The sequence below is a fragment of the Klebsiella sp. HMSC25G12 genome, assembly GCF_001807705.1.
GTDB classification, from domain to species: domain Bacteria; phylum Pseudomonadota; class Gammaproteobacteria; order Enterobacterales; family Enterobacteriaceae; genus Klebsiella; species Klebsiella variicola.
Genome location: NZ_KV789926.1, coordinates 141,130 through 158,268, shown reverse-complemented (window position 1 = coordinate 158,268; position 17,139 = coordinate 141,130). Strand labels below are relative to the sequence as shown.

Here is a 17,139-nt window from a genome sequence, read left to right as displayed (position 1 = left end):
CGCTTAACCGACCTTCTCGCGCAGGAAGTCAATAAACGCCCGCACCCGGGTCGGCATATGCTGCGCATCGGGATAAAGGGCATACACGCCCTGCTGTGGGAAATGGTATTCCGACAGGAGCGGCACCAGCTCCCGCTGCGCCACTTTTTCGGCTACCAGCCATGCCGGCAGCAAGGCGATGCCGCACCCGGCCAGGGCAAAGCTCATCAGCGCCGTAGCGCTGTCGGCTGAAAAGCGCGGCGCGCTGGCGATGGCGAAATCCACCTCTGTCTGTTGATCCGTGCGCAGCTGCCAGCGCAGCGGCGCCGACAGACGCTCATGAATAATCCAGTCAGCTTGCGCCAGATCGGACAGCGTCTGCACCGGATGGCTTGCCAGCCAGGCCGGAGAGGCGACGGGCAGGATCGCGAAACTGGCTATCCGCGTCGCCCGATAGCGGGAATCGGCCAGCGTACCGAGGCGTATCGCCACATCAAATCGTTCTGAAATGAGGTCCGCATGATGGGAGGAGGAGACGTGGCGCACCCGCAGCGCCGGGTGACGACGGGCAAACGCGGCTAGCGCCGGAATGATAACCTGCGCGCCATACTCCGGCGTAGTGGTGATCCGCAGCTCGCCACTTAAGCCGGTATGGCTGGCCCGCACCTCATCCTGCAGATTTTCCGCCGCTTTCAGCAGCGCCACCCCGCGCTGATAGAACAGCGCCCCGGCGTCGGTGAGGCGCAGACGACGCGTAGAGCGCAGCAGCAGGGTCACCCCCAGCTCATTTTCCAGTTGCCGCACGTTAAAGCTGACCACCGCCTTGGTCTGCCCCAGCGCCGCAGCGGCCAGGGTGAAGCTGCCGGCATCCACCACGGCGATAAACATGGTCACACGCTGAAGATTAAGCATTGTCGTCCGGATGATTGTCAAAAATATTCAGACAGTATATCCCGACTAGCCCCGTTTATCCCCCATGGCACCGGGTTTACAGTAACCGCCTGTCTGAGGGAGTGAACCATGACCTATCGCCACCGCGTTGCCACCGTTTTTCTGTTCGGCTTTTTTCTCGATTTAATCAATATGTTTATCGCCAGCATCGCCTTCCCGGCCATCAGCCGCGCGCTGACGGTTTCCGTCTCTCAGCTGGCGTGGGTCAGCAATGCTTATATTCTCGGTCTGACGGTCGTTGTGCCGTTCAGCGCCTGGCTTAGTCAGCGCTGGGGGGCGAAACGGCTGTTTTTACTTTCGCTGGGGCTGTTCAGCCTCGGCGCGCTGGCGGCAGGGCTTGCCAGCAGTCTCGGCGAGCTGATTTTCTGGCGGACGCTGCAGGGGATGGGCGGCGGGCTGTTAATCCCCCTTGGCCAGGCATTGACGTGGCCGCTGTTTCAGTCGCATGAGCGGGCGAAACTCTCGGCGGCGGTGATGCTGGTCGGCCTGCTGGCGCCAGCCTGCTCGCCGGCGATCGGCGGCTTGTTAGTCGAGGCCTTCAGCTGGCGCTGGGTCTTTTTCGCCAGCCTGCCTGTGGCTCTGCTAACCTTTGTGCTGGCAGTGCGATGGCTGAACGACAGCCCCGGCCCGGTTCGCCCAACTCGCTTTCTTCCGCTGTCGTTGCTGGCCGATCCCCTGCTGCGCTTCGCGATGCTGATCTACCTCTGCGTACCGGGGATGTTTATTGGCGTCAACGTGGTCGGGATGTTCTACCTGCAACGCGTCACCGGGATGGCGCCGGGGGCCATCGGTGCCCTGATGGTGCCCTGGTCACTGGCCTCGTTCGCCGCCATCACTTTTACCGGCAGGTATTTCAACCGCTTCGGGCCCCGGCCGCTGGTCGTCATCGGCTGCCTGCTTCAGGCGGCGGGGATCCTGCTGCTGCTGAAGATCGATACGCACAGCCCGCTGGCGCTGTTGATTCTGGCCTTTACGCTGATGGGCGGCGGAGGCTGCTTATGCAGCAGTACTGCGCAAAGCAGCGCCTTCCTGCATACGCCTGCCGAAGAGATGCCTGACGCCAGCGCGCTGTGGAATCTGAACCGCCAGCTCAGCTTCTTTGCCGGCAGCGCGCTGCTCGCCCTGCTGCTGAGGGTGTTCCCGCCGGTCTACGCCTGGCAGGGGGTGTTTATTAGCGCCGCTGCCATCACCCTGTTGCCGCTGCTGTTTTGCCTGCGGCTGAACAATCGGGCGATTATCCATCGCCTGCACACCACTCTGGAGAAGTCATGAACCCTTATCTGCAGGAAGTCCTCGACGCCCATGTCCTTATTGAACGCTGGTTAAGCCAGGGGGAAGGAAGCGCTGAGGCGCTGATGACACGTTTTGCCGCCGAATTCATCATGATCCCTCCGGGCGGCGAGAAGATGGACTACCCGGCGGTGAGCCGTTTTTTCCACCATGCGGGGGCAACCCGTCCGGGATTACACATCGCGGTGGATCAGGCGAAAATCATTAGCGAATGGCACGACGGCGCCGCAGTGCTATACCGTGAAAGCCAAACGCTGGCGGATGGCAGTGAGAACGTACGCTGGTCGACGGCGATTTTTCAGCAAGCGGAAGGAAAAATGATCTGGCGTCATCTGCAGGAAACCCGACTCGGCTAGCGCAAAGAAAAAGGCCCCGACTGTCGAGGGGGCCTTTTTGAGAGAAAAGATCTTATTCGCGGAAGAGCGCTTCGATATTCAGCCCCTGCCCCTGCAGAATTTCCCGCAGGCGACGCAGACCTTCCACCTGGATCTGCCGCACACGCTCGCGGGTGAGGCCAATTTCACGGCCCACATCTTCCAGCGTGGCTGCTTCATAACCCAGCAGACCGAAACGACGCGCCAGAACTTCACGCTGCTTGGCGTTCAGCTCGAACAGCCATTTGACGATGCTTTGCTTCATATCATCGTCCTGCGTGGTGTCTTCCGGGCCGTTCTCTTTCTCATCGGCCAGAATATCCAGCAGCGCTTTTTCTGAATCGCCACCCAGCGGAGTATCCACGGAGGTGATGCGCTCGTTCAGACGCAGCATACGGCTGACGTCATCGACCGGTTTGTCCAGCTGTTCGGCAATCTCTTCCGCACTCGGCTCGTGGTCCAGCTTATGGGACAACTCGCGCGCGGTACGCAGATAGACGTTCAGCTCTTTAACAATGTGGATCGGCAAACGGATCGTACGGGTTTGGTTCATGATCGCCCGTTCAATAGTCTGGCGGATCCACCAGGTCGCATAAGTCGAAAAACGGAACCCACGTTCCGGGTCAAACTTTTCAACGGCGCGGATCAGTCCGAGGTTACCTTCTTCAATCAGATCCAGCAGCGCCAGACCACGATTGCTGTAACGACGGGCAATCTTCACCACCAGACGCAGGTTGCTTTCAATCATGCGACGGCGTGAAGCGACATCACCACGCAGTGCGCGACGCGCGAAATAGACTTCCTCTTCCGCGGTCAGCAGTGGGGAATAACCAATCTCTCCAAGATAAAGCTGAGTGGCGTCAAGTACGCGTTGTGTTGCGCCTTGCGACAGCAGCTCTTCCTCAGCCAGATCGCTATCACTGGGTTCCTCTTCTACTAAGGCCTTCTCGTCGAAAACCTCAATTCCGTTCTCATCAAATTCCGCGTCTTCATTTAAATCATGAACTTTCAGCGTATTCTGACTCATAAAGGTGGCTCCTACCCGTGATCCCTGAGCAAAGCACCTTCCACGGCACATCAACAAACGACGCCTGGACGATTTCCCCTGCCCTCTCTGTGAGAGGGACGTAGACACCGCCCTGGCGCCTGTTAGCTGATGCTTCGCTTATCCGTACTTTGCCAAATTATCGCTGCGGTAAGTACTGCAGCGGGTTGACGGATTTCCCCTTGTAACGAATTTCAAAATGTAATCTTGTTGAGCTGGTTCCGGTGCTACCCATGGTAGCGATTTTCTGCCCCGCTTTGACTTCCTGTTGCTCCCGAACCAGCATGGTATCGTTATGAGCGTAGGCACTCAGGTAATCATCGTTGTGTTTGATGATAATAAGATTACCGTAGCCGCGCAGTGCGTTACCGGCATAGACGACACGCCCATCGGCGGTCGCGACAATAGCCTGTCCCTTACTGCCTGCAATGTCGATACCTTTATTGCCGCCTTCCGCGCCGCTAAAGTTCTCGATAACCTTGCCATCAGTCGGCCAGCGCCATGATGAGATCGGCGAACTGGTTGACGTACTGCTTGCAGTCGGCTGGGTTGTGCTCACCGTTGTTGGTGCCGTCACCGGCGCGACAACCGTTGTGGTCGTGGTCGCTGGTTTATTATTAGGCAACATCTTGGTAGCACTCTGTTCACCTGAAGATTCAGAATACGTAATAGTCGGTTGTGAAGCAACCACCGCGGTCGATTTTTGTGCAGAAGTTGTGGTGGCTGTCGCACCGCCGCTCGCCCTTGCGCTGGCCTGAGAAACGGCGTTTTCACCGGTGATCGGCTGGCCTGAGGCGTTGCCGACCTGCAGCACCTGACCCACGTTCAGGGCGTACGGGGCCGGGACATTGTTGCGTTGCGCCAGGTCACGGAAATCGTTGCCGGTGACCCACGCGATATAGAACAGCGTGTCGCCGCGTTTGACCGTATAGGTACTGCCGCCGGTGTAGCTACCTTTCGGAATATCGCCATATTTGCGGTTGTAAACGATCTTACCGTTCACCGTCTGCACCGGCTCCTGCGCCATCGGCGTCGGCTGCGGCTGAATGGTCTGGGTCTGTACCGGCTGGATCGGCTGCGCCTGAGGAGCAGACTTGACGCCGGAGGATGGCGGCGTAATCAGCATGCCGGAGTTGGTGCTGGAAGAGGCGGCACCGCCGGCAGAGCTAACCGGCGCTGGCGGATTATTGGTGTTGGTACACCCGGCCAGCCAGAGTGAAACCAGTGAAAGAGCCGCAATACGGCTGACGGTAAATTTGGTGCTTCCCGCGCTCATTTATCCCCCAGGAATATGTTAACTGCCAATATCTTGCTTACCGGGCGGCGCCCGGCCAGGACACTGAAAAATGCGTCCACCCTACGCCTAAAGTCAGGCAAAAAAAACCTGGAATAATCCGGGTCTCAGGCCAGCTCCCCCTTCACCAGGGGAACAAAGCGAACGGCCTCGACGGTATCAATGATAAATTCGTTGCCCCGGCGACGGATCCGTTTGAGAAACTGATGCTCTTCGCCAACCGGCAGCACCAGCACGCCTTCGTCATCCAGCTGCGCCAGCAGCGCGGTTGGAATCTCCGGCGGCGCCGCCGTCACAATAATGGCATCAAACGGCGCCCGTGCCTGCCAACCTTGCCACCCATCGCCATGACGGGTTGAAACATTATGTAAATCAAGTTGTTTCAGGCGACGACGCGCCTGCCACTGTAAACTCTTAATCCGCTCCACCGAGCAAACGTGATGCACCAGGTGCGCCAGGATGGCCGTCTGGTAGCCGGAACCAGTGCCGATCTCCAGCACGCGCGACTCCGGCGTCAGCGTCAGCAGCTCGGTCATCCGCGCCACCATGTAAGGCTGGGAGATGGTCTGCCCCTGGCCAATCGGCAGCGCGGTGTTTTCCCACGCTTTATGTTCAAAGGCTTCATCAACAAATTTTTCGCGCGGGACCCGCGCGATCGCCTCGAGGACACGCTCATCGACGATGCCCTGCGTGCGCAGTTGATTCAACAAACTTTCAACACGTTTACTTACCATTGCCCGTCAACCCCGACACGTTCCAGCCAATCGCTGACTACCTCATGCGCCTGATGGGCGGTTAAATCGACGTGCAATGGCGTCACGGAAACATAGCCTTCATCCACTGCCGCAAAATCGGTGCCCGGCCCGGCATCGCGCTTATCGCCCGGCGGGCCAATCCAGTACAGGGTGTTGCCGCGCGGATCTTTTTGCGGGATCACCTGGTCGGCCGGATGGCGGTTGCCGCAGCGGGTCACGCGAATGCCCTTGATTTGATCAAGCGGGAGATCCGGCACGTTGATGTTAAGGATCCGCCCGGTACGCAGCGGCTCGCGGCTTAAGGCGCGCAGAATGGTGCAGGTTACCGCCGCGGCGGTATCGTAATGCTGATAGCCGTTCAGCGACACGGCCAGCGCGGGGAACCCCAGATGGCGACCTTCCATCGCTGCGGCCACGGTGCCGGAATAGATGACGTCATCGCCCAGGTTGGGACCCGCGTTAATGCCGGAAACGACGATGTCCGGACGCGGGCGCATCAGCGCGTTCACGCCGAGATAGACACAGTCGGTCGGGGTGCCCATCTGGACGGCGATGTCGCCATTTTCAAAGGTAAACGTACGCAGGGATGATTCCAGCGTCAGCGAATTCGAGGCTCCGCTGCGGTTACGATCGGGTGCAACAACCTGGACCTCGGCAAACTCCCTTAAGGCCTTTGCCAGGGTCTGTATCCCCGGCGCATGGATCCCGTCATCGTTACTCAGCAATATTCGCATAGTCACCCGTTGTATTGATAAGCTCCCTGACCACGCTGGTGGCGAAGCTGCCCGCCGGCAGCCAGAAACGCAGTTCAACGGTTACGTCATCCCACCAGTTCCAGCTAAGCTGCTGCGGATAGAGGAGCATCGCCCGGCGCGCCGCCTCAACTTTCTCCCGCACCAACAGCGCCTGCAGCGACGTTTCTTCGGCGATGGCGGCCTGCTCGGCGGCCAGAGCGTCGCGCTGGCTTCCCCAGTCGCCGCTGCCCGGCAGCGCAGCCGTGATCATCAGTTCGCGGTTGTGCACCCGCGCCTGCGAAACCTCGAGTTCTTCCGGTGTGACGACAAACCAGCTCCCACGCCCCGCTAATTGTAGCGCATCGCCATCAACAACCTGATTAAATTCCGTTTTTTTTAATCTAATACTGACTTGCTGATTAAACAACGCACTGCGGGCCGCCGACAACCAAAAACTGCGCTTATTGCGATCGCGCACCGGCGCGTCGCTTTCCGCCCAGCGCAACGCGCCCTGCAGATTACTGCCGCCAATGCCAAAGCGCTGCGCGCCGAAATAGTTCGGTACGCCCCGTTCAGCGATGGCCTGCAGACGCGTCTCCACGTCCTGGCGATGGCTAATCTCGCGCAGGATCACGGTAAACTGGTTGCCTTTCAGCGCGCCTAAACGCAGCTTACGCTTATGGCGGGCATATTCCAGTACCTGGCAGCCCTCGAGCTGAAATTTGCTCAGGTCCGGCATCTCTTTGCCGGGCACCCGCGCGCACAGCCACTGCTCGGTGACGGCGTGCTTATCCTTTTGCCCGGCGAAGCTCACTTCTCGGGCGTGGATCTTGAGGAATTTCGCCAGCGCGTCGGCGACAAAGCGCGTATTGCAGCCGTTTTTCAGGATCCGCACCAGCACATGTTCGCCTTCGCCGTCCGGCGCAAAGCCCAGATCCTCCACTACCAGAAAATCTTCCGGATTGGCTTTCAGCAGCCCGCTGCTCTGCGGCTTGCCGTGCAGCCAGGTCAGTTGGTCAAAGGCGATCATTTTTCGGCCTTACGCAGCAGCGCGACCGCTTCGCAGGCGATCCCTTCCCCGCGGCCGGTGAAGCCCAGCTTCTCGGTGGTGGTCGCTTTCACGTTGACGTCGTCCATATGGCAGCCGAGATCTTCAGCGATAAAGACGCGCATCTGCGGAATATGCGGCAGCATCTTCGGCGCCTGGGCGATAATGGTGACGTCGACGTTGCCGAGCGTATAGCCTTTGGCCTGAATACGACGCCACGCTTCGCGCAGCAGTTCGCGGCTATCGGCGCCTTTAAACGCCGGATCGGTATCGGGGAACAGTTTGCCGATATCGCCGAGCGCCGCGGCGCCCAGCAGCGCGTCGGTCAGCGCATGCAGCGCGACGTCGCCGTCGGAGTGGGCCAGCAGCCCTTTTTCATAAGGAATGCGTACCCCGCCAATAATGATTGGGCCTTCACCGCCAAAAGCGTGTACGTCAAAACCATGTCCAATTCGCATTAAGCTTTCTCCTGGTGTCGGGAACGGGTGAGGTAAAATTCAGCCAGCGCCAGGTCTTCCGGGCGCGTCACTTTAATATTATCCGCGCGACCGGCGACCAGTTGCGGATGGAAGCCGCAGTACTCCAGCGCCGAGGCTTCATCAGTGATGGTCGCCCCCTCGTTCAGCGCCCGGGTGAGGCAATCCACCAGCAGCTCGCGAGGGAAAAATTGCGGGGTGAGCGCATGCCACAGGTCATTACGATCGACGGTATGGGCGATAGCGGTTTTGCCCGGCTCGGCGCGCTTCATGGTGTCGCGCACCGGCGCCGCGAGGATCCCCCCGACACGGCTGGTTTCGCTGAGCGCCAGCAGACGGCTGAGGTCGTCCTGATGCAGGCAGGGGCGCGCGGCGTCATGCACCAGCACCCACTGCGCCTCCGGCAACGCCTTCAGGCCCGCGAGCACGGAATCGGCGCGCTCGGCGCCGCCATCCACGACGGTAATTTGCGGGTGCTGCGCCAGCGGTAGCTGGCTGAAGCGCCGATCGCCGGGGCTGACGGCAATCACCACGCGCTGGACGCACGCATTCGCCAGCAGTGCGGCGACGGCATGTTCGAGAATCGTTTTGTTACCGATTGAGAGATATTGTTTCGGGCATTCCGTTTGCATGCGGCGGCCAAAACCGGCTGCCGGCACCACGGCGCAAACGCCCGGAAAAGTGGCTGCCATGTCGTAATCCTGGGCCTGGTTATCGATTGTTCTGCTGTTGTCCCGATGCCTGGTTGCGTTTAGACGCATCCGGTACCAGACGATAGAAGGTTTCGCCCGGGCGGGTCATACTGAGTTCATTGCGCGCGCGCTCCTCGATCGCTTCCTGCCCGCCGTTGAGGTCGTCAATTTCGGCAAATAGCTGATCGTTGCGTGCTTTTAATTTGGCGTTAGTCGCCTGCTGGGCGGTGACGTCGTCGTTAACCCGCGTGTAGTCGTGCAGGCCGTTTTTACCGAACCACAGTGAATACTGTAGCCAGACCAGCAAAGCTAATAATAGCAGCGTTAGTTTACCCATCCTGCCCCCTGAAAAACGGCATCATCATCCCAAAACTCGCCCGGGTACGCTACCGGGGCGCGCGGACGATGCCGCGTAACGCGGGGACTGTACCATATTTTTGCTGCCGATACCCATGCTTGATTCATCCCGGAAACGGGTTATCCCAACAGCCAGAGGAAGAGTAGCGCAAACATCAGCCCGACGGTCAGGATGGTCGCGCTGGCGCTATAGAGCAGTTTGCCATTGAGCAGAGAGTGCAGCGCAATACCGACCACTACCGCCACCGGCATCAACGCAAGGAAGAACGGCCAGGTGTAAAGGAGGAAGAAGAGCGTATTACTGCCATAGAGAAGGAAGGGAATACCCAGCGCCAGCAGCCATGAAATAAAGCCCACGGCAGCGCCCGACAGAGACCAGGTGGTCTCGTCGCCGATCGCCGGAGGCGGTTCTGAACGAATAATACTGAGGTTCTGGGTATTGCGCATATCGAATCCTGTAGACCGGGCAACCGGCACCCCTCGATGCCGCTGCCGTTTCAGGATCTGATAATATCGCTCTGTTGCAGCAGGTCTAATAGTTGGTGCACCAAATTTGTTACCAATTGTTCACCATCCAGATGAATTTCCGCCTTTTCCGGTGCCTCATAGACCGAGTCTATGCCGGTGAAATTGCGTAATTCCCCTGCCCGCGCCTTCTTGTATAATCCTTTCGGATCCCGCGCCTCGCAGATGGCCAGCGGGGTATCGACGAACACTTCGATAAAGCGTCCCTCCCCCAGGCGCTCGCGCACCATCTGCCGTTCCGCGCGGTGTGGTGATATAAATGCCGTCAATACCACCAGCCCGGCATCGACCATCAGCCTGGCCACTTCGCCGACGCGGCGAATGTTCTCTTTGCGATCCTCATCACTGAATCCCAGATCGCTGCACAGACCATGGCGCACGTTGTCGCCGTCCAGCAGATAGGTGCTGACGCCACGCTCATGCAGCGCCTCTTCCAGCGCCCCGGCGACAGTGGATTTACCCGACCCCGAAAGGCCGGTAAACCACAGCACCACGCCGCGATGGCCGTGATGCTGTTCCCGCTGCTGCTGAGTTACAGGATGGGCATGCCAGACGACGTTTTCGTCATGCTGGGCCATTATTGGCCTCCCAGCAGGTCGCGGGCGTCCCAGTGTGGGAAGTGTTTACGGATCAGCTGGTTCAGCTCCAGCTCGAAGGCGCTGTACTGCGATGCCGAGGTCGACGCCTGCAGGTGCGGCTCGTTGACCATCCCGGCGCCCACGGTGACGTTGGTCAGGCGATCGATAAAGATAAGGCCGCCGGTCACCGGGTTTTGCTGATACGGATCCAGCACTAAAGGTTCGTCAAAGGTCAGCTCCACCAGCCCAATGCCGTTCAGCGGGAGAGACTCGACTTCACGCTGGGTCAGGTTGTTAATATCGACCTGGTAGCGGATAGCGTCGACGCGAGCGCGGGTCTTCTTGCCGGCGATTTTAATGTCGTAGCTCTGGCCCGGGGTCAGCGGCTGCTCGGCCATCCACACCACGTCGATGCTGGCGCTTTGCACCGCCGGCAGCGAGGCTTGCGCGTCAACCAGCAGGTCGCCGCGGCTGATGTCGATTTCATCTTTCAACACAAGGGTAATGGCTTCGCCGGCGGCAGCTTCCTGCAGGTCGCCGTCGAAGGTGACGATACGCGCCACGCTCGATTCGACGCCCGACGGCAGCACCTTCAGACGCTGGCCAACGGTAACCGTGCCAGAGGCGACCGTGCCGGAGAAGCCGCGGAAATCGAGGTTCGGACGGTTAACATACTGCACCGGGAAGCGCAGCGGCTGGCTCTCGACCACCCGCTGGATCTCCACGGTTTCGAGGACTTCCAGCAGGGTCGGGCCGCTGTACCACGGTATATTCGCGCTCTGGCTGGCGACGTTATCGCCTTCCAGCGCCGACAGCGGTACAAAGCGGATATCGAGGTTGCCCGGCAGCTGCTCGGCGAAAGTCAGATAATCTTCCCGGATCTCGTTGAAGCGCGCTTCGCTAAACTCGACGAGATCCATTTTGTTGACCGCTACCACCAGGTGCTTAATGCCCAGCAGCGTAGAGATAAAGCTGTGACGGCGGGTCTGGTCGAGCACGCCTTTGCGCGCATCGATCAGCAGGATCGCCAGGTCGCAGGTTGACGCGCCGGTGGCCATATTGCGCGTGTACTGCTCGTGCCCCGGGGTGTCGGCGATGATAAATTTGCGTTTTTCGGTCGAGAAGTAACGGTAAGCGACATCGATGGTGATGCCCTGCTCACGCTCAGCCTGCAGGCCGTCCACCAGCAGCGCCAGGTCCAGTTTTTCGCCCTGGGTACCGTGACGCTTGCTGTCGTTGTGCAGAGACGACAGCTGGTCTTCATAGATCTGGCGCGTATCGTGCAGCAGACGGCCAATTAAGGTGCTTTTGCCGTCATCGACGCTGCCGCAGGTCAAAAAACGCAGCAGGCTCTTGTGCTGTTGCGCGTGCAGGTAAGCTTCTACGCCGCCTTCATTAGCAATTTGTTGGGCAATTGTGGTGTTCATGGCGGCTCCTTAGAAATACCCCTGACGTTTCTTCAGCTCCATCGAGCCGGCCTGGTCGCGGTCAATCACGCGGCCCTGACGTTCACTGGTGGTCGATACCAGCATCTCTTCAATAATTTCCGGCAGCGTCTGCGCTTCAGACTCCACTGCGCCGGTCAGCGGCCAGCAGCCAAGGGTACGGAAACGCACCATCCGTTTTTCAATCACTTCGCCCGGCTGCAGATCGATACGGTCGTCATCGATCATCATCAGCATACCGTCGCGCTCCAGCACCGGGCGCTCAGCGGCCAGATACAGCGGCACGATTTCAATATTTTCCAGATAGATGTACTGCCAGATATCCAGCTCAGTCCAGTTGGAGAGCGGGAAGACGCGGATGCTTTCGCCTTTGTTAATCTGGCCGTTGTAGTTGTGCCACAGCTCCGGACGCTGATTTTTCGGGTCCCAGCGGTGGAAGCGGTCGCGGAAGGAGTAGATGCGCTCTTTCGCGCGGGATTTCTCTTCGTCGCGACGCGCGCCGCCGAACGCGGCGTCAAAGCCGTATTTGTTCAGCGCCTGCTTCAGGCCTTCCGTTTTCATGATATCGGTATGCTTAGCGCTGCCGTGGACAAACGGGTTGATGCCCATCGCCACCCCTTCCGGGTTTTTATGCACCAGCAGCTCACAGCCGTAGGCTTTAGCAGTCCGGTCGCGGAACTCATACATCTCACGGAATTTCCAGCCGGTATCGACGTGCAGCAGCGGGAACGGCAGGGTTCCCGGATAAAACGCTTTGCGCGCCAGATGCAGCATTACGCTGGAATCTTTCCCGATGGAGTACATCATCACCGGGTTAGAAAATTCGGCGGCCACCTCACGAATAATATGGATGCTTTCCGCCTCCAGTTGCCGCAGGTGAGTGAGTCGTTTTTGGTCCATAACCGTTCCTTAAGCCAGATTGACCACCGAAGCGTTAAACCCCTCGGCGGATGATGTTTGTTGAAACCAGGCGAGCTGCTGATGCAGCTGCACCACTTCGCCCACCACCAGCAGGGCGGGCATCGGGGCGTCTTTCGCCAGGTGTTCGAGTTGTTGCAATGTGCCGGTTATCGTCTGCTGATCGTCGCGGGTACCGCGGGAAATCACCGCGACCGGCGTAGTGCTGTCGCGACCGTGGGCGATCAGCTGAGCGCTAATTTCCGCCGCCTTCATGGTGCCCATGTAGATCGCCAGCGTTTGTTGGCTCTTCGCCAGCAGCGACCAGTCGAAGGGGGCGCTATCCGGCTTGTAGTGGCCGGTAACAAAGACGGCGCTTTGCGCATAGTCGCGATGGGTCAGTGGAATACCGGCATAGGCCGTCGCCCCGGCGGCGGCAGTGACGCCTGGCACCACCTGAAACGGGATCCCCGCTTCGGCGGCAGCCTGCAACTCTTCTGCGCCGCGGCCAAAAATAAACGGATCCCCGCCCTTCAGACGCACGACGGTTTTCCCCGCCTTCGCCGCCGCCACCAGCAGCTGATTGGTTTCATGCTGCGGCACCGAGTGCTCGCCGGCGCGTTTGCCGACACAGATTAACTCGGCATCGCGGCGCACCAGCTCGAGAACCGGCGGGGTCACCAGATGGTCGTGGAAAACCACGTCCGCCTGCTGGATCGCCTGCAGACCACGAAGGGTCAGCAGCCCGGCATCGCCCGGCCCGGCGCCCACCAGAATAATTTCTCCCGTCTCGCGTTCGGGCTTATCCAGCTCATCCTGCAGCGCCTTTTCCGCCTCCGCATGATTACCCGCCACCATCAGGCTGGCAAAGCGGCCGGTGAAGACGCGTTCCCAGAAGCGGCGACGCGCTTCGGTGGTCGTCAGACGAGTTTTCAGATGGTTACGCCAGTAGCTCGCCGATTCCGCCAGCCGCCCGAGGTTCGTCGGCAGCAGCGCTTCAATTTTCTCGCGCAGAATGCGCGACAGCACTGGCGCTTTGCCGCTGGAGGAGATCGCCACGAGCAGCGGCGAACGGTCGACGATAGAAGGGAAGACAAACGAGCACAGCGCCTGGTTATCCACCACGTTGACCAACCGGTAGCGCGCGTTAGCCGCCGCAAACACCCGCTGGTTAAGCGCCTCATCCTCCGTGGCCGCAATCACCAGAAAGACATCATCCACCAGCGACTCGCTAAATTCCGTCGCCCGCCAGCTAAGCGCCTGGCGCGCCGCCAGATCGGCCAGCGCCGGAGAGAGCGTCCCGGCGACCACCTGCACCTGCGCCTGGGCGCGCAGCAGGAATTTAATCTTGCGTTCAGCAATCTCATCGCCGCCGATCACCAGCACGGGCCTTTGTTTCAGTTCGGCAAAAAGGGGCAAGTAATCCACGGCGCAACAACTCTCTTACAATCAGCGATACTGCGACTATAGGGTGCGCCTGAGAGCAAATGAAATTACGAAATGGAATGAGTTGTGACGCAAAGGAATAACGCTGTGGAAATACAAATATCAAAAAGTGCTTAACGCGCTATTTTTCCGCTATTTAAGAGCAATTGAAATTGTTTAACCGCGGTCACAGTTTCATACTGTACGCGTCAAATTGTCTTGTTCGTGTAAGGACCCCTTATGTTTTCCGCGTTGTGCCGCCGTCTGCTTCCTCTGGCGCTCGGCACCGGTTTTGTTTTCGCCGCCGCCCCCGCATTCAGCGCGCTGGGCGACACCGCCAGTAGCCAGGCTCGTCATATCGCCACCGTCTTCCCGGGACGAATGACCGGAACACCAGCCGAGATGTTGTCAGCCGAGTACCTCCGCCAGCAGTTCGCCCAGATGGGGTATCAGAGCGACGTGCGCAGCTTCAATACCCGCTACATCTATACCGATAACAATCAGCGTAAGAACTGGCATAACGCCACCGGCAGTACGGTGATCGCCGCCCATGAAGGCCAGTCCCGCCAGCAAATCATTATTATGGCGCACCTCGATACCTACGCGCCGCAGAGCGATAAAGACGTGGAGAACAACCTTGGCGGCCTGACGCTGCAGGGCATCGACGACAACGCGATGGGGCTCGGCGTGATGCTGGAGCTGGCGGATCATTTAAAGAATATCCCCACCCGCTATGGCATTCGCTTTATCGCCACCAGCGGTGAAGAGGAAGGTCGTCTCGGGGCGCAAAATCTGCTGCAGCGCATGAGTGAGGCGGAAAAGAAAAATACCCTGCTGGTGATCAACCTCGATAATCTGGTGGTGGGCGATAAGCTTTACTTCAACAGTGGCCGCCGCACGCCGGCCTCGGTGCGTAAGCTAACCCGCGACCGTGCGCTGGCTATCGCCCGCAGCAAGGGGATTGTCGCGGCGACCAATCCAGGACTGAACCCAGCATACCCAAAAGGCACCGCCTGCTGTAACGACGCCAGCGTCTTCGACAGCGCGGGGATCCCGGTGCTGTCGGTCGAGGCAACCAACTGGTCACTCGGCAAAAAGGATGGCTATCAGCAGCGCCAGAAATCCCGCGCCTTCCCGGACGGCACCAGCTGGCATAGCGTGCAGATTGATAATCAGCAGTATCTCGACCACGCGCTGCCGGGACGCATAGAACGCCGCAGCCGCGAGGTAGTGAAAGTGATGCTGCCGCTGGTGAAAGAGCTGGCGAAGGTGGAGAAGCCATCGTCATTAAAATAATCGGTTAGTCAACGCCGGCAACAAGGACTGTCGCCATGATAAATTTTCGCTGTTCAGGACTTCTTTTTCTGCTGCTGGCTGCCAGCGCGGGGGCTCTCGCCGACAGCCAGGTCTATATCTGGCAGCGCGTCTGGAGTGACCAGCATAAAACCGCGCTACGGCAAAGCCAGGCGCTGTTTTCCACCTTGCGCGTTCTGGGGATCCAGTTTCATCCTCAGGAAGGCGTCCGCCTGGCCCGCCTCCCAGGATCTGCGTCCTCTGCTGAGCGCGGCAGACAGTTCCGTGCTGCAACTTCATAGTGTGCAATCCCCGGGGACCTGTTTGTTCGCCCCCACACAGGCGCAGCGCTGGAGCAGGCAGTATGCGCTTATTGCCCTCACCCCTTTCGCCTGGCGTTCCCTGCCGATGGTTCCGCGCTCATCTCTTCTTAGGGAAAGCCCGCCAGCGTCGAAAGCGAGTCGCCGCTGTGGATTGCGGCTGAAAAACAAGAACTGAGCGTTTCACCGCAGCAAATCGACACTTTTATTCGCGAACTGGAACAAGATCCACCAAAAAATTTTCAGGTATCGTTTGGTTTCGTCTGCCGCTGGATAACGATACCCGCACCTGGTCGCTTAGTACGCTGGCGGCAGTCATTCACCACCCGCAGGCTGTGGCTGGCGTTTCCTGACAAGGCCAGTATCCGCTGGTGACGCTCATGTTGAAAAATGCCAAAGAAGACGGGCTCACCGCCTGGGTGAGAGCCAAAATGGCGCTGCGGGCGGGTGATGCCATAACAGCGGCGGCATGGTTCGCCCAAGCGGCTGCGTCATTCCTGCCAAACGAAGCATGGGGCTTCCAGCAGTCTAGTGATGACATTATCAGCGAGGAGTTTGTGACGCCGGTCTGCCGTATTCACGCCGAGCAGGCGATACTCGCGCTCAACCGCGACGACTATCTGCAGGCGATGTGGTTGATGTATCAGGCGAAAGAAAATTACTGGCCGGATGTCGCGCACATTGCCGAACGGGTGCTAACGGTCAATGAGCTCATTGCTTTCGTGGATAAATATGTCCCGGCACCTTCTCCTTCTGATCTTAATATGCCGAAAAATGCCGGGCGCGAAAGCGCCGACGCCAGGCTACGCAATCTGCTCGCACGACGCCTGATGCGCACGGGCCAGTAGCAAAAGCTCTGGCCTATTTTGCGCTAACTGAGGATAGAGACGCCGCCCAAGCGTTTACCAATGCTTTGCCGACAAAAGGACACAAAAAAGCTCAGGCGCAGGGCTGGTGGCAAGCGGTGCTGATCCTGCGCCATCAAACAGCCTATGAGATGGCGCCTGATTGTTAATTGCGGGCTTATCCCCGTGAATGCGGGGAACACGCATACATCACCATCACGCAGAACATCGTCGATGGTTTATCCCCGCTGGCGCGGGGAACACCCGTGATTAATACCTGGCGCGATGTCGCAACCCGGTTTATCCCCGCTGGCGCGGGGAACACGTGGATTTAAAGGAAGTTATCGCCGCATTGAACGGTTTATCCCCGCTGGCGCGGGGAACACCAGCAGCGCTATAACATTGAGGGGCTGACATGCGGTTTATCCCCGCTGGCGCGGGGAACACTTAGCTCGGCAATCTGTGCCAGCGTGTCTTCGCGGTTTATCCCCGCTGGCGCGGGGAACACAATTTATTTGTGCATCTGTGAGGCGTTGCCGCCGGTTTATCCCCGCTGGCGCGGGGAACACAGTAGTTGATGAGCAAACCGGACTGGGGCGAGCGGTTTATCCCCGCTGGCGCGGGGAACACCCATTATCAGCCGTTTGGTGGCAGCGATCCCGCGGTTTATCCCCGCTGGCGCGGGGAACACCCCGCCGGAGCGGGGCAATTCCCATTATATTTCGGTTTATCCCCGCTGGCGCGGGGAACACACTGGATTTGTTTCTGCTGCGGATGCGGAGCTCGGTTTATCCCCGCTGGCGCGGGGAACACTTC

The 17,139-nt window shown here is 59.2% G+C and carries 20 protein-coding genes and 1 CRISPR repeat array; of the genes, 6 read left to right on the top strand and 14 right to left on the bottom strand.

What is annotated here, in order from left to right:
* Positions 1–3: 3 nt before the first annotated feature.
* Positions 4–891: a LysR family transcriptional regulator gene (locus tag HMPREF3096_RS26350; protein WP_016161716.1), complete on the bottom strand. Its 888-nt coding sequence runs from the start codon at positions 889–891 to the stop codon at positions 4–6.
* Positions 892–999: 108 nt separating this feature from the next.
* Between HMPREF3096_RS26350 and HMPREF3096_RS26345 the strand changes: the two genes are divergently transcribed.
* Positions 1,000–2,202 (top strand): MFS transporter, encoded by a 1,203-nt coding sequence (locus tag HMPREF3096_RS26345; protein ID WP_032731155.1) that lies wholly within the window; start codon positions 1,000–1,002, stop codon positions 2,200–2,202.
* Entirely contained in the window at positions 2,199–2,576 is a 378-nt protein-coding gene (locus HMPREF3096_RS26340; RefSeq protein WP_032731156.1) for a DUF4440 domain-containing protein, read from the top strand. The genes HMPREF3096_RS26345 and HMPREF3096_RS26340 overlap by 4 nt, the downstream gene beginning before the upstream one ends.
* Positions 2,577–2,628: 52 nt before the next feature.
* Here HMPREF3096_RS26340 and rpoS read toward each other — a convergent pair whose 3' ends face one another.
* From rpoS to cysG, 13 genes are all read right to left on the bottom strand, one after another.
* Positions 2,629–3,621 (bottom strand): RNA polymerase sigma factor RpoS, encoded by a 993-nt coding sequence (rpoS, locus tag HMPREF3096_RS26335; protein WP_002915106.1) that lies wholly within the window; start codon positions 3,619–3,621, stop codon positions 2,629–2,631.
* Positions 3,622–3,778: 157 nt separating this feature from the next.
* Complete coding sequence (gene nlpD, locus HMPREF3096_RS26330; RefSeq protein ID WP_008806218.1) at positions 3,779–4,915, bottom strand: murein hydrolase activator NlpD; 1,137 nt, start codon at positions 4,913–4,915, stop codon at positions 3,779–3,781.
* A gap of 125 nt (positions 4,916–5,040) precedes the next feature.
* Positions 5,041–5,667: a protein-L-isoaspartate(D-aspartate) O-methyltransferase gene (locus tag HMPREF3096_RS26325; RefSeq protein WP_008806219.1), complete on the bottom strand. Its 627-nt coding sequence runs from the start codon at positions 5,665–5,667 to the stop codon at positions 5,041–5,043.
* A complete protein-coding gene (gene surE / locus HMPREF3096_RS26320; RefSeq protein WP_012540737.1) occupies positions 5,661–6,422 on the bottom strand; it encodes a 5'/3'-nucleotidase SurE in 762 nt (253 codons plus the stop codon). The genes HMPREF3096_RS26325 and surE overlap by 7 nt, the downstream gene beginning before the upstream one ends.
* Positions 6,403–7,452 (bottom strand): tRNA pseudouridine(13) synthase TruD, encoded by a 1,050-nt coding sequence (gene truD / locus HMPREF3096_RS26315; RefSeq protein WP_012540736.1) that lies wholly within the window; start codon positions 7,450–7,452, stop codon positions 6,403–6,405. The genes surE and truD overlap by 20 nt, the downstream gene beginning before the upstream one ends.
* Positions 7,449–7,928 (bottom strand): 2-C-methyl-D-erythritol 2,4-cyclodiphosphate synthase, encoded by a 480-nt coding sequence (gene ispF / locus HMPREF3096_RS26310; protein WP_008806222.1) that lies wholly within the window; start codon positions 7,926–7,928, stop codon positions 7,449–7,451. Before ispF ends, truD begins: the two co-directional genes overlap by 4 nt.
* Positions 7,928–8,638, bottom strand: a complete 711-nt coding sequence (ispD, locus tag HMPREF3096_RS26305; RefSeq protein WP_008806223.1) for a 2-C-methyl-D-erythritol 4-phosphate cytidylyltransferase — start codon at positions 8,636–8,638, stop codon at positions 7,928–7,930. The genes ispF and ispD overlap by 1 nt, the downstream gene beginning before the upstream one ends.
* Positions 8,639–8,657: 19 nt before the next feature.
* On the bottom strand, positions 8,658–8,975 hold the full coding sequence (ftsB, locus tag HMPREF3096_RS26300) for a cell division protein FtsB (RefSeq protein ID WP_002915156.1): 318 nt from the start codon (positions 8,973–8,975) through the stop codon (positions 8,658–8,660).
* 140 nt (positions 8,976–9,115) lie between these two features.
* Positions 9,116–9,442, bottom strand: a complete 327-nt coding sequence (locus HMPREF3096_RS26295; protein WP_008806224.1) for a DUF3561 family protein — start codon at positions 9,440–9,442, stop codon at positions 9,116–9,118.
* A gap of 50 nt (positions 9,443–9,492) precedes the next feature.
* Positions 9,493–10,098 (bottom strand): adenylyl-sulfate kinase, encoded by a 606-nt coding sequence (cysC, locus tag HMPREF3096_RS26290; protein ID WP_002915158.1) that lies wholly within the window; start codon positions 10,096–10,098, stop codon positions 9,493–9,495.
* The gene (cysN, locus tag HMPREF3096_RS26285; protein WP_012967340.1) at positions 10,098–11,525 is read right to left on the bottom strand and encodes a sulfate adenylyltransferase subunit CysN; all 1,428 of its coding nucleotides are present in this window, start codon (positions 11,523–11,525) and stop codon (positions 10,098–10,100) included. The genes cysC and cysN overlap by 1 nt, the downstream gene beginning before the upstream one ends.
* A 9-nt stretch (positions 11,526–11,534) precedes the next feature.
* Entirely contained in the window at positions 11,535–12,443 is a 909-nt protein-coding gene (cysD, locus tag HMPREF3096_RS26280) for a sulfate adenylyltransferase subunit CysD (RefSeq protein ID WP_002915160.1), read from the bottom strand.
* Positions 12,444–12,452: 9 nt separating this feature from the next.
* A complete protein-coding gene (gene cysG / locus HMPREF3096_RS26275) occupies positions 12,453–13,859 on the bottom strand; it encodes a siroheme synthase CysG (protein WP_162822759.1) in 1,407 nt (468 codons plus the stop codon).
* 246 nt (positions 13,860–14,105) lie between these two features.
* Here cysG and HMPREF3096_RS26270 point away from each other — a divergent pair, with 246 nt between their 5' ends.
* The 4 genes from HMPREF3096_RS26270 (at position 14,106) to HMPREF3096_RS26260 (ending at position 16,326) form a co-directional block, all read left to right on the top strand.
* Positions 14,106–15,161 carry an aminopeptidase gene (locus HMPREF3096_RS26270; protein ID WP_008806228.1) on the top strand — a complete coding sequence of 352 codons (1,056 nt, stop codon included), beginning with the start codon at positions 14,106–14,108 and terminating at the stop codon, positions 15,159–15,161.
* Positions 15,162–15,196: 35 nt separating this feature from the next.
* Positions 15,197–15,460, top strand: a complete 264-nt coding sequence (locus HMPREF3096_RS31655; RefSeq protein ID WP_050597285.1) for a hypothetical protein — start codon at positions 15,197–15,199, stop codon at positions 15,458–15,460.
* A complete protein-coding gene (locus HMPREF3096_RS31650) occupies positions 15,444–15,656 on the top strand; it encodes a DUF3142 domain-containing protein (RefSeq protein ID WP_227538778.1) in 213 nt (70 codons plus the stop codon). Before HMPREF3096_RS31655 ends, HMPREF3096_RS31650 begins: the two co-directional genes overlap by 17 nt.
* 202 nt (positions 15,657–15,858) lie before the next feature.
* Complete coding sequence (locus HMPREF3096_RS26260) at positions 15,859–16,326, top strand: hypothetical protein (protein WP_032701080.1); 468 nt, start codon at positions 15,859–15,861, stop codon at positions 16,324–16,326.
* A 232-nt stretch (positions 16,327–16,558) separates the two neighbouring features.
* Positions 16,559–17,136: direct repeats of the CRISPR family, unit length 29 nt; unit sequence CGGTTTATCCCCGCTGGCGCGGGGAACAC.
* Between the last annotated feature and the right edge of the window lie 3 nt (positions 17,137–17,139).

Coding starts and splice junctions, on each gene's coding strand:
- HMPREF3096_RS26325 (WP_008806219.1), bottom strand. CDS start 5,667: ATGGTAAGTAAACGTGTTGAAAGTTTGTTGAATCAACTGCGCACGCAG.
- ispF (WP_008806222.1), bottom strand. CDS start 7,928: ATGCGAATTGGACATGGTTTTGACGTACACGCTTTTGGCGGTGAAGGC.
- rpoS (WP_002915106.1), bottom strand. CDS start 3,621: ATGAGTCAGAATACGCTGAAAGTTCATGATTTAAATGAAGACGCGGAA.
- surE (WP_012540737.1), bottom strand. CDS start 6,422: ATGCGAATATTGCTGAGTAACGATGACGGGATCCATGCGCCGGGGATA.
- cysD (WP_002915160.1), bottom strand. CDS start 12,443: ATGGACCAAAAACGACTCACTCACCTGCGGCAACTGGAGGCGGAAAGC.
- ftsB (WP_002915156.1), bottom strand. CDS start 8,975: ATGGGTAAACTAACGCTGCTATTATTAGCTTTGCTGGTCTGGCTACAG.
- HMPREF3096_RS26295 (WP_008806224.1), bottom strand. CDS start 9,442: ATGCGCAATACCCAGAACCTCAGTATTATTCGTTCAGAACCGCCTCCG.
- HMPREF3096_RS26340 (WP_032731156.1), top strand. CDS start 2,199: ATGAACCCTTATCTGCAGGAAGTCCTCGACGCCCATGTCCTTATTGAA.
- HMPREF3096_RS31655 (WP_050597285.1), top strand. CDS start 15,197: ATGATAAATTTTCGCTGTTCAGGACTTCTTTTTCTGCTGCTGGCTGCC.
- nlpD (WP_008806218.1), bottom strand. CDS start 4,915: ATGAGCGCGGGAAGCACCAAATTTACCGTCAGCCGTATTGCGGCTCTT.
- HMPREF3096_RS26260 (WP_032701080.1), top strand. CDS start 15,859: ATGTTGAAAAATGCCAAAGAAGACGGGCTCACCGCCTGGGTGAGAGCC.
- ispD (WP_008806223.1), bottom strand. CDS start 8,638: ATGGCAGCCACTTTTCCGGGCGTTTGCGCCGTGGTGCCGGCAGCCGGT.
- cysN (WP_012967340.1), bottom strand. CDS start 11,525: ATGAACACCACAATTGCCCAACAAATTGCTAATGAAGGCGGCGTAGAA.
- HMPREF3096_RS26270 (WP_008806228.1), top strand. CDS start 14,106: ATGTTTTCCGCGTTGTGCCGCCGTCTGCTTCCTCTGGCGCTCGGCACC.
- cysC (WP_002915158.1), bottom strand. CDS start 10,098: ATGGCCCAGCATGACGAAAACGTCGTCTGGCATGCCCATCCTGTAACT.
- HMPREF3096_RS26350 (WP_016161716.1), bottom strand. CDS start 891: ATGCTTAATCTTCAGCGTGTGACCATGTTTATCGCCGTGGTGGATGCC.
- truD (WP_012540736.1), bottom strand. CDS start 7,452: ATGATCGCCTTTGACCAACTGACCTGGCTGCACGGCAAGCCGCAGAGC.
- HMPREF3096_RS26345 (WP_032731155.1), top strand. CDS start 1,000: ATGACCTATCGCCACCGCGTTGCCACCGTTTTTCTGTTCGGCTTTTTT.